Origin of the sequence: Kineobactrum salinum, assembly GCF_010669285.1 — a bacterium.
Taxonomy (GTDB): Bacteria; Pseudomonadota; Gammaproteobacteria; order Pseudomonadales; family Halieaceae; genus Kineobactrum; species Kineobactrum salinum.
The window spans coordinates 3,959,972-3,976,068 of sequence record NZ_CP048711.1 but is presented as its reverse complement, the minus strand read 5'-3'; the positions used below and the strand labels follow the sequence as shown (position 1 = coordinate 3,976,068).

Here is a 16,097-nt window from a genome sequence, read left to right as displayed (position 1 = left end):
GACCTGCGCTCTATAGTTCCCGCAGGGCCACGAGTTCACCGTGGTCCCGCAGGCCACGCGCATCCTGGCGCGCGGAAATGTACTGGACTTCGCGGCGCTCGACCAGCGTCGCCAGGCTGATCTGGCTGAGAAAACCGTGGATCTCATCGCTCAGGTCCTGCCACAGGTGATGGGTCAGGCAGACCTCACCCTGCTGGCAATCGGCCTTGCCGCCGCAGCCGGTGGCGTCAACCGGCTCGTCCACTGCATCGATGATCTGGGCGACGTAGATGCTGTCGCAGCCGCGGCTCAGGCGGTAACCGCCGCCGGGACCGCGCACACTGCTGACCAGCTGCCCTCGGCGCAGTCGTGCGAACAGTTGCTCGAGATAGGACAGGGAGATGGCCTGCCTGCCGGAAATATCGGCCAGGCTCACCGGGCCGGCCTGGCCGTGCAGGGCCAGATCCAGCATGGCGGTCACCGCGTAGCGTCCCTTGGTTGTCAGCCGCATGGTATAGCCTGTCAGCCTAAAGGTTGCAGTATGCAATATCCTACCAAAACGATCAACTATGGCTAGATATTGTGGTCGCGCCGCTGATTGGATCGCGGCTACGTCTGCTAGCTCGACCATGGAGCGAGATTTGGAGCCGCTATAAGCACTTCGTAGTTCGGTCCGGGGCGATGGCAGGCCAGTGCGGGACACGCCGTCAACCCATCCGTGGGGGCTCGGATGCGACATCCATGTCGCATACGGTCCCGCACTGGCCTGCCATCGCCCCGGACCTGACTTTAGTGCGAGAGTATAGATAGGCGTCGGTCTCGACAGGGGCGTGTCTTATCTCCCGTCAAGGGTTTGGGGCGGCATCGGCGTTTCAGATAGTCTCGCGACGGACCGAACTACGAACTACCTCGGCGGCCTGTAGCGTACGTGTGGCCTACCACCACCCCGGACCGAACTACGAAGTACCGACCTCAGTCGTCACGATGGACCTGTTTGCGGGTTTCGGTGAGGATGCCGCGGAGGATGTTCAGTTCCATCTCGTCCAGGCGCACGCGGCTGTACAGGCGGCGCAGGCGGGCCATCAGCTGGCGGGGGGCGGCGGGGTCGAGGAAGCCGATTTCGATCAGGGTCTGTTCCAGGTGCTCGTAGAAGCGCTCCATGTTGTCCACTGTGCTGAACGGTGAATCCCACAGCTCCTCGGCGGAGGCCGGCAGGTCGCCAGCTATGTGCAGCATGCGCAGTTCGTAGCAGACGATCTGTACCGCCATCGCCAGGTTGAGCGAGCTGTAGCCGGGGTCGGAGGGGATGTGCAGGTGCAGGTTGCAGAGCTTGAGTTCTTCGTTGGTCAGGCCGCGGTCTTCGCGGCCGAACAGTACCGCCACCTGTTCCTGGCCGGAGTGGGTCGCAATCTGTGCGGCGCACTGGCGCGGGTCCAGCAGCGGCCAGGGGATGCGGCGCTCGCGGGCGCTGGTGCCGACCACGAACTGGCAGTCGGCAATGGCCTCTGCGAGGCTGTCTGTGACCACGGCACCGGCCAGCAGGTCGTCGGCGCCGGCGGCGCGCCAGCTGGCCTGTTCGTCGGGGAACTGTTTCGGCGCCACCAGGTAGAGGCGGGCCAGGCCCATGTTCTTCATGGCCCTTGCCACGCCGCCGATGTTGCCTGGGTGGCTGGTGTTTACCAATACGATGCGTATATTGTCCGGATTCATCTCGTGTTGCCTGGCTGCCGCCGTACTAGCGGCGGAAAGCGCGCCAGTGTAGCAGATTTGTGTTGGCGGGCGGTTGAGGAACGGCCGGTGCTGGCGGACTCACAGCTCAAGCATGAGCTGTTGCAGCACTCTGTTATCGGTGGCGGATGTACTGCTATAATCCCGCGCCCGAAACGCCCCCCAGGACAAGATTATGGAACCGATGGTCAACATCGCGCTGCGCGCCGCCCGCAAGGCCGGAGAGCAGATCGTGCGCGCCTCCGATGACCTCGATCGCATCGACGTGGAGGTCAAGGGGGGAAATGACTTTGTCTCCGAGGTGGATCGCAATGCGGAGCGCGAGATCAGCTACCACCTGCGCAAGGCCTACCCCGATCACGCAATTCTGGGGGAGGAAGGTGGCCTGAGCGGTGACGAGGACGCCGACTATCGCTGGATCATCGATCCGCTAGACGGCACTACCAATTTCCTGCGCGGCATACCCCACTACGCCATTTCGATCGCCTGTAGCTACAAGGGCCGGCTGGAGCACGCGGTTATCGTGGACCCGGTGCGGCGGGAGGAATTCACGGCTTCCCGGGGCCGCGGGGCGCAACTGAACGGCCACCGCATCCGGGTCAGCCGCCGCACCAGCCTGGAAGGCGCCCTGCTGGGCACGGGCATCCCGTTCAAGGATCACTGCGACGATCGCCTGGGGCCCTACAGCAAGTCAATCGAACTATTGGCAGGCCAGTGCGCCGGTATCCGCCGCGCCGGCGCCGCCTCGCTGGACCTGGCCTATGTGGCGGCCGGCCGGCTGGACGCATTCTGGGAGATCGGTCTGTCGATCTGGGATATTGCCGCCGGCGTGCTGTTGGTACGCGAAGCAGGTGGCCTGGTCGCGGATGTGGACGCCAGCGAGAACTACCTGGAGTCGGGCAATATCGTCTGCGGCAACCCGAAGTGCTTCAAGGCGGTATTGCAGGTCACCAAACCCCTGCTGGGCAGCTGACAGACCCGATAGCGGCAGCTACTTTTCCCGGCGGACGGCGAGAACATCATTGGTTGTTCCCACTTGCCTCCCCACTTGCTGAAAGCGCACAGGTCCCGCCTTATGGCGTCAGATCATCCTGTTCCGCGCCCTCTTTCACCGGCAATGCCAGGTCTTCCTTGCTGACACCCAGCAGGACTAGCGTGTTCGCCACGACGTAGATTGACGAATAGGTACCAACCACAACACCCACCAGCAACGCAACCGCGAAACCGTTGATCATCTCGCCCCCGAAAATCGCCAGTGAGGCCAGCACCAACATCGTCGTGAATGAGGTAACCATGGTCCGGCCCAACGTTTCCGACAGCGAGATATTGATCACCTCAATTGCATCGGCCTTGCGCAACTTGCGGAAATTTTCCCGGACGCGGTCGGAGACCACAATCGTGTCATTCAGTGAATAGCCGATCACTGCCAGCAGCGCCGCCAGCACCGTCAGATCGAACTCCAGGCCGATTACCGAAAAGAAGCCCAGGGTGATGATTACATCGTGGACCAGCGCGGCCACCGCGCCGACCGCGAACTTGAACTGGAACCGGAAGCCGATGTAGAGCATCACCAGTCCCAGCGCCAGCAACATGGCCAGACCGCCCTGCTCGCGCAGTTCGTCGCCCACCTGGGGGCCGACGAACTCGATCCGGCGCAGCTCCACCGAACCGTCGAAGTTGTCCTGCAGGAGCCGCAGCAATTGCATGCCGTCCTTGTCGGTGTGACCCTGCGGCAGGCGGATCATCACGTCGCGATCGGAGCCGAAACTGACCACAATGGCGCCGCTGTACCCACCCGTGTCAAGCAGGTCGCGAATGCCGCCCAGGTTCGCGGTCTCGCTGTAGTGGACCTCGACCAGGGTACCGCCGGTGAAGTCCAGCCCCCATTGCAACTGCCGGGTGGCCAGGGAACCGATCGCAATGATCAACAGCAGCGCCGAGAAGGCGAGGGCCAGCTTGCGCTGGCCCATGAAATTGATGACCTTCATGCCTTGACTCCCCAGCCGATGGACAGTGATTTGATCCGGCGGCCGCCGTAGATCAGGTTGATCAGGGCGCGGGTGCCGATGATGGCAGTGAACATGGAGGTGACAATGCCCACCGACAGGGTGACGGCGAAGCCCTTGACCGGGCCGGTGCCCACTGCATAGAGAATCACCGCGACAATCAGAGTGGTGATATTGGCATCCAGAATGGTGGACAGCGCCGCGTCATAGCCCGTGTGTATTGCCATCTGGGGCGAGCGCCCATCGCGCAGCTCTTCCCGTATGCGCGAGAAGATCAGCACGTTGGCGTCCACCGCCATCCCCACCGTAAGCACGATACCGGCAATGCCGGGCAGGGTCAGGGTGGCGCCGATCAGCGACATGAACGCCACCAGCAGCACCAGATTGGCGCTGAGGGCGACCACCGCCACCAGCCCGAAGACGCGGTAGTACAGCACCATGAACAGCACTACCAGGGCCAGGCCGAACTGAACCGACTTGACCCCCAGGCGAATGTTCTCGGCTCCCAATGACGGACCTACGGTACGCTCCTCGACAAAGGAAATCGGCGCGGCCAGTGCGCCTGCCCGCAGCATCAGGGCCAGCTCCGCCGCTTCCAGCGGACTGTCCAGGCCGGTAATCTGGAACTGCGCACCCAAGGCGGACTGGATCACCGGCGCGGTCAGCAGCTTGCGCTCGTCGTAGGGAATCTGGACCGGCTTTTCGCTGCCGTCTTCCTGTTCTTCGTAGCGGGTACGGTACTTGCGCTCAATAAACAGCACCCCCATGCGACGCTTGATATTGTTGCGGGTGGCCCGCGACATCAGGGTACCGCCCTCACTGTCGAGGCTGATCGAGACATTGGGCCGGCCGTTCTCGTCGAAACTGGCCTGCGCATTGGCGACCCGCTCACCGGTAATAATGACTTCCCGCTCCAGCCATTCGCTCATGCCGGCGCGGTCCTCACCGCGGTATTCGAAGCGCTGCTTGTCGGATTCCGGGGCATCGAGGTTGGCAACCAGCCGGAACTCCAGGTTGGCGACGGTACCCAGGATACGCTTGGCCTCCGCCGTATCCTGGATGCCGGGCAGCTCCACTACAATCCGGTTCTGGCCCTGGCGCTGCACCAGCGGTTCGGATACCCCCAGTTCATTGACCCGGTTGCGCAGTGTCGTGAGATTCTGGCTGACCGCATAATTGGCAATTTCGGTACGCATCTGCTCGGTCATTGCTGCCGTCAGAGTCCAGTTGTCGCCATCGCTGCCCCGCTCCAGGCTGAGCTCGGGATGATTTTCAGCCACCAGCGCCCGCGCCTGCTCCCGATCTTCCTCGGAGCGAAAGCGTGCCTCGACCCGGCCCTGCTCGTCCGCGCCGACGATGCCGCGGATCCGCTCCTCGCGCAGTACCCGTTTGATGGCATTGAGAAAGTACTCGCGGCGCCGCTCCACGGCCGCGTCCACGTCCACTTCGAGTTTGAAATGCACCCCGCCACTGAGATCCAGACCCAGCTTCATGGGTTGCCCGCCCAGGTTGCTGAGCCAGTCAGGTGTGGTCGGCGCCAGATTGAGCGCGACAATGAAGCCGTCCCCCAGGGCCCGCTGGACCCGTGCCTGGGCGGTCAGTTGCTGCTCCGCATCGGCCAGCCGCAGCAATGCATTGCGGCCACCGGGATCTATCACTTCACCAAAATGCGCTATCCCCGCCTCTTCCAGCGCGGCGGTGGCGCGGGCCAGCGTCGGCAGATCGATGACCTGGGCGCTGCTCTCGCCGGTTATTTGCAGCGCAGGGTCCGGGGCATACAGGTTCGGGGCTGCGTACAACAGCCCCACCAGCAGCACCGCCAGCACCAACAGGTATTTCCACAGGGGGTACTTGTTCAGCATAGTATTGCTCTAGCAAGAGACATGGCGCCAGCGGCCGCAGCGCGTCACTGGAGATGAAAAGTGCGTCATTATAATTAAACGGGTAGGGGTCACAAGGGCAGTCGTCAACCCAGCCAGCGGCGCGCATTGCGGAACAGGCGCAGCCAGGGTCCGTCCTCGCCCCATTCCGGCGGCGCCCAGGAGTGCTGCACCGTGCGATAGACGCGCTCGGGATGGGGCATCATGATGGTGGCCCGGCCATCCATACTGGTCAGGCCCGCGATGCCGGCCGGCGAGCCATTGGGGTTGGCCGGGTAACGGCTGGCTACCGACAAATCATTCTCCAGAAAGCTCAGGGCCACGGTACCACTAGCCTCGCAGTCCGCCTGCACGGCGGCGGTGGCAAATTCGGCACGCCCCTCCCCGTGGGCCACGGCAATGGGCAGGTGGGAACCGGCCATATCGGCCAGCAGGACCGAAGCCGTGGCCTCTACCCGCACCAGCGACAGACGCGCCTCAAACTGCTCCGAACGGTTGCGGACGAAGCGCGGCCAATGGCCGGCGCCGGGGATCAGTTCACGCAGCGCCGCCACCATCTGACAGCCGTTGCAGACTCCCAGGGTGAAGCTGCCGTCGCGTTCAAAATAAGCGCTGAACTGCTCGCGCAGGGCCGGATTGAACAGTATGCCCTTGGCCCAGCCCTCGCCGGCGCCCAGCACGTCACCATAGGAGAAGCCGCCGCAAGCCACCAGTCCCTGGAAGTCCTGCAGCGAGCGACCCCCGCTGAGCAAGTCACTCATGTGGACATCCACCGGCGTGAAGCCGGCGCGATGCAGCGCCGCTGCCATTTCGACCTGACCATTGACACCCTGCTCGCGCAGCACCGCCACCCGGGGCCGGATGCCAGTGGCGATGAAGGGTGCGGCGATATCCTCGGAGGCATCGAAGCTGAGCCTGGCCGAGAGGCCCGGGTCGGTGCTGCCAATACGCCCGAACTCCTCGGCGGCGCAGTCGGGGTTGTCACGCAGGGCCTGGATTTCGTAGCTGGTACGCGCCCACAGCTGTTGCAGGCGACTGCGGCTGTCCTGCAACAACAGTGTGCTGCCATTCCGTACTGTCACGGTATCGCCGGTCACCGCCCGCCCCAGCATCTGCAGGCATTCGCCAATACCCAGATCGGCCGCCCGGGCCTGCAACGCCGGCAGGTCGGCATGCGCCACCTGCAATACCGCACCGGCCTCCTCGGCAAACAGACCTTGCAGTGTACCCCCGGCAAGACTGGACAGGTCCAGGGTCAACCCGCAGCGGCCGGCAAAGGCCATCTCCAGCACCGTCACCAGCAGGCCGCCATCGGAACGGTCATGATAGGCCAGCAGCCTGCCGGCCTGCAGCCATTCCTGCACCAGGGTGAAGAAAGCCTGCAGATCGGCGGCGGAGACATCGGGCACCTGATCGCCCAGCTGGGAGTAGACCTGGGCCAGGGAGGAAGCCCCCAGGCGGCCGGCCCCGCGCCCCAGGTCCAGCAGTACCAGGACCGCATCGCTTTGCGGCTGCAACTGGGGAGTGACCGCCAGCCGCACATCGGTGACCGGCGCAAAGGCGGATACCACCAGCGACACCGGCGCGGTGACGGCCCGCTGCTCGCCGTCCTGCTGCCAGCGCGTGCGCATCGACATGGAATCCTTGCCCACCGGTATGGTAATGCCCAGCTCCGGACAGAATTCCATGCCCACGGCCTGCACGGTATCGTACAGGGTCTCGTCTTCGACCCCGTGACCCGCTGCGCACATCCAGTTGGCCGACAATTTTATGTCGCTGAGGGCGGCCACAGGTGCCGCGCAGATATTGGTAATGGCCTCGGCCACGGCCATGCGTCCCGAGGCCGGCCCGCTCACCAGCGCCAACGGACTGCGCTCGCCCATCGCCATCGCCTCTCCGGCCACGCTGTCATAGGACACCGTCGTCACAGCGCAATCCGCCACCGGCACCTGCCACGGACCCACCATCTGGTCCCGCGCCACCATGCCGGTCACGGTGCGATCGCCGATGGTAATCAGGAACTGCTTGCTGGCCACAGCCGGCAGTTGCAGCACCCGCTCCAGCGCCTCCTCCAGCGCGACATCGTCCAGCGCCAGCGGCGTCCGGGCCAGGGTGCGCCGGATCACCTCGCGGCGCATCTTCGGTGGCTTGCCGAACAGCACTGACATCGGCAGGTCCACCGGCTGGTTGCCAAAATGGCTGTCTGCCAATTGCAGCTGCTCGGCCGCGGTGGCCTCTCCCACTACCGCGTAGGGACAGCGCTCGCGCCGGCAGATGGCCTCGAAGCGATCGAGCTGCTCCGGTTCCACCGCCAGCACATAGCGTTCCTGGGACTCGTTGCACCAGATTTCCAGCGGTGTCATGCCCGGCTCGTCGTTGGGGACCGAGCGCAGCGCAAACCGGCCACCGCGGCCGCCGTCCTTGACCAGCTCGGGCAGGGCATTGGACAGGCCGCCCGCGCCCACATCGTGGATAAAGGCGATGGGGTTGTGCTCTCCCAGTTGCCAACAGCGGTCGATCACTTCCTGGCAGCGGCGCTCCATTTCCGGGTTCTGGCGCTGTACCGAGGCAAAGTCCAGATCCTCATCACTGGCACCGCTGGCCATTGAAGAGGCCGCCCCGCCGCCCAGGCCGATCAGCATGGCCGGGCCACCGAGCACGATCAGGTGGGCACCGGCGGCGAATTCCCCCTTCTGTACGTGTTCGGCGCGCACGTTGCCGTAGCCGCCGGCGATCATGATCGGCTTGTGGTAGCCACGCCGCTCTGGGCCCTCGACACCGGCGACGTCCGCCTCGTAACTGCGGAAGTAGCCGCACAGGTTGGGGCGGCCGAACTCATTGTTGAACGCGGCCCCGCCGATGGGTCCCTCCAGCATGATATCGAGCGCCGAGACGATGCGTGCCGGCTTGCCGTAATCGGATTCCCAGGGCTGGGAGTAGCCGGGTATCCGCAGGTTGGACACCGAGAAGCCGGTGAGGCCAACCTTGGGCTTGGAGCCGCGCCCCACTGCACCCTCGTCGCGGATTTCACCGCCCGCACCGGTACCGGCCCCCGGGAAGGGCGCAATCGCGGTGGGGTGATTGTGGGTCTCGACCTTCATCAACAGGTGGATGTCTTCACAGGAATAGCCGTACTCGGCGGTCTCCGGGTCCGGGTAGAAGCGGCCGGCCCTGTGACCTGCGACCACGGCGGCGTTGTCCGAATAGGCCGACAGCACATTGTCGCCCCCGCGCTCGTGGGTATTGCGGATCATGCCGAACAGGGACTTGTCCTGGGGCACGCCGTCGATGACCCAGCTGGCATTGAAAATCTTGTGGCGGCAGTGCTCGGAGTTGGCCTGCGCGAACATCATCAACTCGACGTCGCTGGGGTTGCGCCCCAAACCGGTAAAGCTCTGCAGCAGGTAGTCGATCTCGTCGTCTGCCAGCGCCAGGCCCAGCGAACGATCGGCCTGCACCAGCGCCTCCCGGCCACCGCCGAGCACGTCGACCTGCGCCATCGGAGCGGGGTCCTGCTGGTGAAACAATGCACTGGCCTGTTCCAGCGAGCCCAGTACAGCTTCTGTCATGCGATCGTGCAGCGCCGCCCTGACCTGGCTCCTGCTCGCTTCCGCCAGGCCGGCGGGCATCGCCAGGTACCAGGCAATGCCCCGCTCCAGCCGCAGCACTTCCCGCAACCCGCAATTGTGGGCAATGTCGGTGGCCTTGCTGGACCAGGGGGAAATGGTGCCCGGACGCGGCACTACCAGCAACAACTCGCCTTCGGGAGCCGGCTCCTGTGGTACTGCGGTACCCTGCTGCAACAATTGCCGCAGCAATTGTTCCCGGGCCGGCGCCAGGCCTCCCTCCGCGAGCTGGGCAAAGTGTACAAAGCCGCTGTGCAGGAGCCGGATATCGGGGTGGATCAGGGACAGTTTGTGTACCAGCTTGTCCTGGCGAAAGCGGGACAGGGCGGGGGCACCACGCAGGATCAGCATGCTTGGGCGAGCTCCGGGAGAGGTCTTTTTGAAAGCTGGTTATTGTACGTGATCGGGGCGTCGCCGGTAACCGTCAATCACAGCTAAAAACACCGCGCCGAGACCGGTCCGGTCCAGTTCGCTTCCCCAACCTGGCCGGCGGGTGCCAGCGCCAGTGGGCCACGCCCCACCGATGACCGCCGGGAACCGGATTAATTGCAATGCGCAGCGCCCTCCATACCGCTAGAATGGCGCCATGAGAATCCTCAGCATCATTCCGGCGCCGGTGATCGCCTGTCTGCTGTGCGCCTGTGCGCAACCGGACAGCCTGCAGCACATTCTCGACCAACGGGAGCTGGTGGTGGTCAGTCGCAGCAGTCCCACAACCTATTATCTGGACAAGAACGGCGCCGCCGGCTTCGAGTATGACCTGGTCCAGCTGTTCGCCGAGGAACTGGGGGTCGAACTGAAGGTGGAACCCGCCTTCAGCCTGAAGGGCATCTTCAGGCGACTGCAACGCGGTGAGGCCCATATTGCTGCGGCTGGCCTGAGCCTGACTCCAGAGCGCAGCGCCTATTTCGCTCATTCCCAGCCCTACGCCAGCATGACGCCCAGGGTGATCTACAAGACCGGCCACCGTCGTCCCGACAGCCTGGACGACGCCGGTGACCTGCAGCTGGTAGTGCTGGCCGACAGCAGTCATGAACAGGCACTGTTGCGCTTGCGCGAGACAGGCCGGCCAGAGCTGCGCTGGCAGGTGGTGGCGGAAGCCGATTCAATGGAGTTGCTGGAAATGGTGGACAGTGGAGCGGCGGACCTCGCCATCATCGACTCCAACGAATTCCGGATGCAACAGAGCCTGTATCCAAGGCTGGATGTGGCTTTTGACCTGGGCGAAGAAGAACAAATGGTCTGGTATCTGCCGCCGGGACCGGAACACGAAGCGCTGCGGGCACGAGCCGATACTTTTCTGGCAGCCCTGCAGGCCGATGGCCGCCTGAGGCTACTGCGGGAACAGCACTTCGGCCACACTTCGGTGCTGTCGCGTATCGGTTCGCACACTTTCGCGCGCAATATCCGCAGCACCCTGCCCGCCTACCGCGACCTGATCCGCCAGGTGGCCGACGAGTACCAGCTGGACTGGCATCTGTTGGCCGCCACCGCCTACCAGGAGTCCCACTGGGATCCACGGGCCACTTCACCCACCGGAGTGCGCGGCCTGATGATGCTGACCACACCCACCGCCGAGGAGATGGGTGTCACCGACCGGCTGGATCCCTTGCAAAGCCTGCGCGGCGGCGCCCGCTACCTGAAAAATATCCGCCGCCGCCTGCCGGCCGACATCTACGAACCGGATCGGACCTGGATGGCACTGGCCGCCTACAATATCGGCCGCGCCCATCTGGAGGATGCGCGGGTGTTGACCGAGCGCCACGGTGGCGACCCGCATCTGTGGAAAGATGTCATGCAGTACCTGCCCCTTTTGCAGAAGCGCGAACACTACCGCACCCTCCGCTACGGTTACGCCAGAGGCCAGGAGGCGGTGAGCTATGTCCAGAATATCCGTCACTACTACAGCATCCTGCAGTGGCAGGATATTCCTGCCACACAACCACAGCGGCCACTGGATACCCGGCAATATCTGCCGCAATCACTGCACAATACCGAGTTGATGGCACTGTAGTCCGGCTATTTTACCGCCGGGCCCGGAAGAAGGCCTGCAGACGGGCACTGGACTCCGCCGCCAGCACCCCTTCGTGCCACGCCACGCGGTGGTTGTAGCCGGGCCTGTCCAGCAGTGCATCGGTACTGCATACCACACCGGCACGCGGCTCCCGGGCCGCGAACACCAGCTGCGCAATGCGCGCGTGTACCAGTGCGCCTGCACACATGGTACAGGGTTCCAGGGTCACATAGAGGATGGCGCCCGGCAGCCGGTAGTTGTCCGCCCGGACCGCCGCGGCGCGCAGTGCCACGATCTCCGCGTGGGCGCTGGGATCACGGGCACCGATGACTCGATTCCAGCCCTCTCCGAGCAACTGATTGTCGCGCACCACCACAGCGCCGACCGGGACCTCGTCCGCCGCCGCCGCGCAGTCAGCCAGTTCCAGGGCCCGCCGCATCCAGTGCTCGTGGTCGGCTTCAGTCACGGCAAGCTCATGCTCACGCGGCAATGCGCCGGATCACACATGGAATGTCGCAGGCTGCAGGCCACTTTGCTGGCGTTCGAGCATGTGCGCATAGGCCGCCTCGATATTGTGGGCGAACAGCCGGGTGTCAAACAGGGGCGCGGTAGCACGGTTCGCGACCAGGCGGGCCTGCAGTGTCCGCAGGCGGGCATTGTCCGTCGCCAGTTCGACAGCCAGCTGCTCATAGTGTGCCGGACTGTCCGCGATCAGCTCGGGCATCCCAACGGCTCCCAGCAAACTGGCTGCGACCCGGCCCGCAAAACTCGCGCCGCTACAGGTCAACACCGGCAGGCCCGTCCATAGCGCATCACTGGCCGTGGTGTGGGCATTGTAGGGCAGTGTATCCAGGAACAGGTCGGCTGCCCGCTGCCGGGCCAGGTGCTCCGGCAACTCGGCCCGGGGGGCAAAAACCAACCGCTCCGGGGCCAGCCCCCGGCTTTGGGCCTCCCGGCGCAGATTCCGTGACGCCACCGGGTTGTCCTCCAGCAGCCACAACACGCTGCCGGGAACCTGATCGAGAATACGCGCCCAGCTATCGAGCTGCTGCGGCGTGATCTTGTAATTGTTGTTGAAGCAGCAAAACACAAAACCCGATTCCGGCAGTCCCAGCCCGGAGCGGGACCCGGGCTCCCCGGGGACGGCGCGGCTGGCGTCATTTACCTGGTAGCTGCCGGGCAGGTAGGCGATCTGCTCAGCATAATACTGCTGATCCTGCTCGGGCAGCACAGTGCTGTCAGCGATCAGATAGTCGATGAAGTCGCAGCCCATCGTGCCCGGGTAGCCCAGGTAGCTCACCTGCACCGGTGCTGCCCGCCGCGCGAAAATACCGCTTCTCTGGTCCTGGGTGAAGCCCTTCAGGTCGATGGCGATGTCGATGCCCATGGAACGAGCCAACTGGGCGATCTCTGCATCGGTCTGCGCGCGCACATCAATGAACTGATCAAAGGCGCTGGTCAGCCGGCGCCGCATTGCATCGTCGCGTTCCGGTCCGAAGGAAAAGGCGATCACCTCGAACCGGCCCCGATCGTGACATTCGAACAGACCTGCGATCAGGAAGGCCGTAGCGTGATCGTGAAAATCCGCGGAGAAATAGCCCAGCCGAATCCGTTCTCCCGGCTGATGCGCCGGCAGGGGTCCCAGGGCGTTATCCGGCGAATATTTGGCCTGCGCCCACAACTCTGCCGCAAGGCGGTGCTCGACGGCGGTTGTGTCCAGCGCGAGCAGCGGAAAGCTCGGCGTCACCGGCTCACCCAGTGCAAGCCGCCGCCGCAGCCCGGCCAGGTCCTGCTCCAGGCTGCTCCAGTCACACAACCGCATCTTCGTGTGGAGCAGAATTCCCGGCAGGAACGGGTATTCCGGCTTCAGTGCACAGGCCTGCTGGTAACTGGCGGCCGCAGCCTCCAGCCTACCCTGCCGTTGGAGGGTTTCGCCGCGGCCCGCGTGCGCTTCGGCATGGCCGGGCGCAAGCTCGATGGCCCGATCATAACTGGCGATGGCGGCATCCAGCTGCGCCAATTCCTGCAGCACATTGCCGCGATTGGACCAGGCGGCGACAAATTCCGGTTTGCAACTCAGCGCCTGGCCGTAATGAGTCAGTGCTGCGTCGAGCTGGCCGGTTTCCTGCAGCAGGTTGGCCAGGTTGCAGTGGGCCTCGGCATTGCCGGGATCGAGCGCAATGGCCTTGTTGAAGTCCTCCGCCGCTGCGTCCCGGCGCTTCAGCGCCTGCAGAGTCACACCGCGACTTCGATAGCTTTCCGCATCCCGTGAATCCAGAGCGACAGCGCGATCATAACTGGCCAGCGCCGCCTCATGGCGCCCCAGCCCGTGCAGCGCATTGCCGCGGTTGTAGTGGGCCTCGGCGTAATCCGGCTTCAGTGCGATGGCCTTGTCGTAGTTGGTCACCGCCGCTTCCAGTTCGCCGAGCTTTTGCAATGCGTTGCCGTGGTTGGAAAAAAACGCAGGGTTGCCGGGATTGACGGCAATGGCGCGCGCGATCAGCCCGATGGCCGCCTTGTAATTGCCCGCCTGGAACGCGACCACACCCAGCAGGTGCAGCGCGTGGGAATGCCGCGGCTGCAACTTGAGGATTTCACGGTAGATCGCCTCCGCCTGCGCCAGCTGTCCTTGCTGATGCAAGCTCAGCGCCCTGTTGAAACTGGCCTCAATCACTCCCACCCCGGACTCCTTCAGTTGGCAAACGGTGCAGCCGACCCGCCGGGATCGGCACGCAGATGTAGATCAAGCTGAGCGGAAATCAATTTTCGTCAGGCAGGAACGAGTAATGCTCGCCGTAGTACAGCATCTGCTCGACAAAACTCTGGGGATATTCGACCTTGATCTCCACGATCTCACCCTCTTCAGTGACCGGTACCAGGTAGGGGTTGACGAAGCCCTTGTAGGGCGCGACGTCCAGCTTGGCGAAGCGTTCCAGCACTTCCCGGTGCAGTTCCGGATCCACCCGGGTACCGTAGTTTTCCACCAATTGCTGGATGGCGTCGAAATCGCCCTCGGACTTGATCCGCTGCAGTTCGCGCAACTGCTGACCAAACAGCTCGCGCAGGGCCTGGTAGTCGTTGATCACGAAGTAGGTCTTGCCGTCCCGAACCTTGCGCTCAATGACCTGGTCGGCGCGTCCCTGGTCGTAGGCCCAGCGCGCCACCAGCGCGCGGTTGCGCATATGCGCTTCCTCGATCAGTTCGCCCGGCTGGATACGATGCAACTGGGTCATGATGCCGTTGCGGATATAGCCGTCATACTCGGCCTTTGCCACCTCCAGGTTGGGCATCACGCCCAGTTCCACCAGCTTCGGGTCCATCACAAAATACAGCGCAACCAGATCCGCCCGGCCCTCTTCCGAGGTCGACGCATACTGTTTCAGGGTCTCGTTGGGTGTTCCCACGCCCGGATTGATCCGGCCGGAAGCGTGGCCAATGACCTCATGCATGTCCGTGTGCAGAGCAGCGGCGACTTCCTTGTATTTCTCTCCCCGCTCGATCTCCTCCTGATCCCAGGCGAATTCACGCAGGGCCTTGCCAGGTACCGCATTGTAGGCACCCACGATGTTGGTCAGGCTGACCGACTTGGAACCGTGATTGGCGCGAATCCAGTTGGCGTTGGGCAGGTTGATGCCGATCGGGGTCGAGGGCGAGGCGTCGCCGGACTCCGCCACCACAGTAATGGCCTTGCCAAGAATGCCCTTCACGCTCTCGCGCTTGTGCGCGTCCATGATCGGCGAGTTGTCTTCGAACCACTGGGCCTCGGCACCGATGGCGGCAATACGCCTGGTGACTTCCTCGTCGCGAAACGACACCACGGACTCCCAGGAGCCGCGGTAGGCGATCGGGTCGTTGTAGACCTCGATAAAGCCGTTGATCACGTCGATGCGGGATTGCGTATCCTCCACCCAGGCGATGCTGTAGTCGTCGAAGTCCTTCAGATCACCGCTGCGATAGTACTTGACCAGCAGTTCCAGCGCCTTGCGCTGGGCATCGTTCTCGGCCACGGAGATGGCCTTCTCCAGCCAGTACACCACCTGCTCCAGGGCCTGGCCATACATACCGCCAACCTTCCATACCCGCTCCTCAAGCTCGCCATCGGCGTTCTTCACCAGCTTGGAGTTGAGGCCGTGGGATATTGGGGTAGCGTCATCGGCGTCTTTGCGGGCAGCATAGAAATCCCGCACCTCCTGCTCTGTCACCCCCTCGTAGAAGTTCACCGCGGAGGCGGCCACCTTGTCCACATCGGCCGCAGTATTGACCTTCTTCGGCGCCACTTCCGGGTCAAACAGGATCGGGGTCAGCTCGGCGATCAGCCCGGCCGCATCCTGCCCCTCGCGCAGCGGCAGCTCCGCCACCTCCGCCACCGCGTTGACGAAACCGGCGAAATCCTGCTCGGAAAAGCCGGGCTGGAACTTCAGTGTTGAATAGTGATGGTGGATGCCATTGGCAAACCACACCCGGCGGGCATAGACCATGAACTGCTCAAAGGCCTCGCTGTCGCGATCACCCTCATAATGCCTGACGACAGCCTCCAGGGTGCGGCGAATGCGCAGGTTGTGCTTGTAGTTCTGGTCCCACATGATGTCGCGGCCGGAGTAAGCGGCCTGGTACAGGTAGTACAACAGCTCCTTCTGCTGCAGACTCAGCTCATCGAAACCCGGGACCTGGTAGGCCAGCACCTGGATGTCCGCAAAGCGGTCCACGATGTACTGGAAGTCCTGTTGTTCGACGGTTTCCTGAGTCGCCACCTCGGCGGCGGGCGTCGGAGTAGCGCTCTGCTCGGGCGCGGGTTCGTCATTGCAGGCCGCCAGCAGGGCGACGACTATCGGGGCGAGAATGAATTTTTTCATGGGATCCTGTT

The 16,097-nt window shown here is 63.9% G+C and carries 10 protein-coding genes; 2 read left to right on the top strand and 8 right to left on the bottom strand.

Annotated features, from left to right (window positions below; all coding sequences use genetic code 11):
- Positions 1 to 10: 10 nt before the first annotated feature.
- Positions 11 to 490 carry a Fe-S cluster assembly transcriptional regulator IscR gene (gene iscR / locus G3T16_RS17615; protein WP_163496367.1) on the bottom strand — a complete coding sequence of 160 codons (480 nt, stop codon included), beginning with the start codon at positions 488 to 490 and terminating at the stop codon, positions 11 to 13.
- 461 nt (positions 491 to 951) lie between these two features.
- Entirely contained in the window at positions 952 to 1,689 is a 738-nt protein-coding gene (gene trmJ, locus G3T16_RS17610; RefSeq protein ID WP_163496366.1) for a tRNA (cytosine(32)/uridine(32)-2'-O)-methyltransferase TrmJ, read from the bottom strand.
- A gap of 193 nt (positions 1,690 to 1,882) precedes the next feature.
- Here trmJ and G3T16_RS17605 point away from each other — a divergent pair, with 193 nt between their 5' ends.
- A complete protein-coding gene (locus G3T16_RS17605) occupies positions 1,883 to 2,680 on the top strand; it encodes an inositol monophosphatase family protein (RefSeq protein WP_163496365.1) in 798 nt (265 codons plus the stop codon).
- A 100-nt stretch (positions 2,681 to 2,780) separates the two neighbouring features.
- On the opposite strand, the gene secF is transcribed toward G3T16_RS17605, so the two are convergent.
- The 3 genes from secF to purL form a co-directional block, all read right to left on the bottom strand.
- Entirely contained in the window at positions 2,781 to 3,695 is a 915-nt protein-coding gene (gene secF / locus G3T16_RS17600) for a protein translocase subunit SecF (RefSeq protein WP_163496364.1), read from the bottom strand.
- Positions 3,692 to 5,575 (bottom strand): protein translocase subunit SecD, encoded by a 1,884-nt coding sequence (gene secD / locus G3T16_RS17595; RefSeq protein WP_163496363.1) that lies wholly within the window; start codon positions 5,573 to 5,575, stop codon positions 3,692 to 3,694. Before secD ends, secF begins: the two co-directional genes overlap by 4 nt.
- 104 nt (positions 5,576 to 5,679) lie before the next feature.
- Positions 5,680 to 9,570: a phosphoribosylformylglycinamidine synthase gene (gene purL, locus G3T16_RS17590; protein WP_163496362.1), complete on the bottom strand. Its 3,891-nt coding sequence runs from the start codon at positions 9,568 to 9,570 to the stop codon at positions 5,680 to 5,682.
- A gap of 235 nt (positions 9,571 to 9,805) precedes the next feature.
- Between purL and mltF the strand changes: the two genes are divergently transcribed.
- Positions 9,806 to 11,233 (top strand): membrane-bound lytic murein transglycosylase MltF, encoded by a 1,428-nt coding sequence (gene mltF / locus G3T16_RS17585; RefSeq protein ID WP_163496361.1) that lies wholly within the window; start codon positions 9,806 to 9,808, stop codon positions 11,231 to 11,233.
- 10 nt (positions 11,234 to 11,243) lie between these two features.
- On the opposite strand, the gene tadA is transcribed toward mltF, so the two are convergent.
- From tadA to G3T16_RS17570, 3 genes are all read right to left on the bottom strand, one after another.
- Positions 11,244 to 11,699 carry a tRNA adenosine(34) deaminase TadA gene (gene tadA / locus G3T16_RS17580; RefSeq protein WP_269473242.1) on the bottom strand — a complete coding sequence of 152 codons (456 nt, stop codon included), beginning with the start codon at positions 11,697 to 11,699 and terminating at the stop codon, positions 11,244 to 11,246.
- 33 nt (positions 11,700 to 11,732) lie between these two features.
- Positions 11,733 to 13,913: a tetratricopeptide repeat protein gene (locus G3T16_RS17575; protein ID WP_163496360.1), complete on the bottom strand. Its 2,181-nt coding sequence runs from the start codon at positions 13,911 to 13,913 to the stop codon at positions 11,733 to 11,735.
- Between the two features lie 79 nt (positions 13,914 to 13,992).
- The gene (locus G3T16_RS17570; protein WP_163496359.1) at positions 13,993 to 16,086 is read right to left on the bottom strand and encodes a dipeptidyl-peptidase 3 family protein; all 2,094 of its coding nucleotides are present in this window, start codon (positions 16,084 to 16,086) and stop codon (positions 13,993 to 13,995) included.
- Positions 16,087 to 16,097 lie beyond the last annotated feature (11 nt).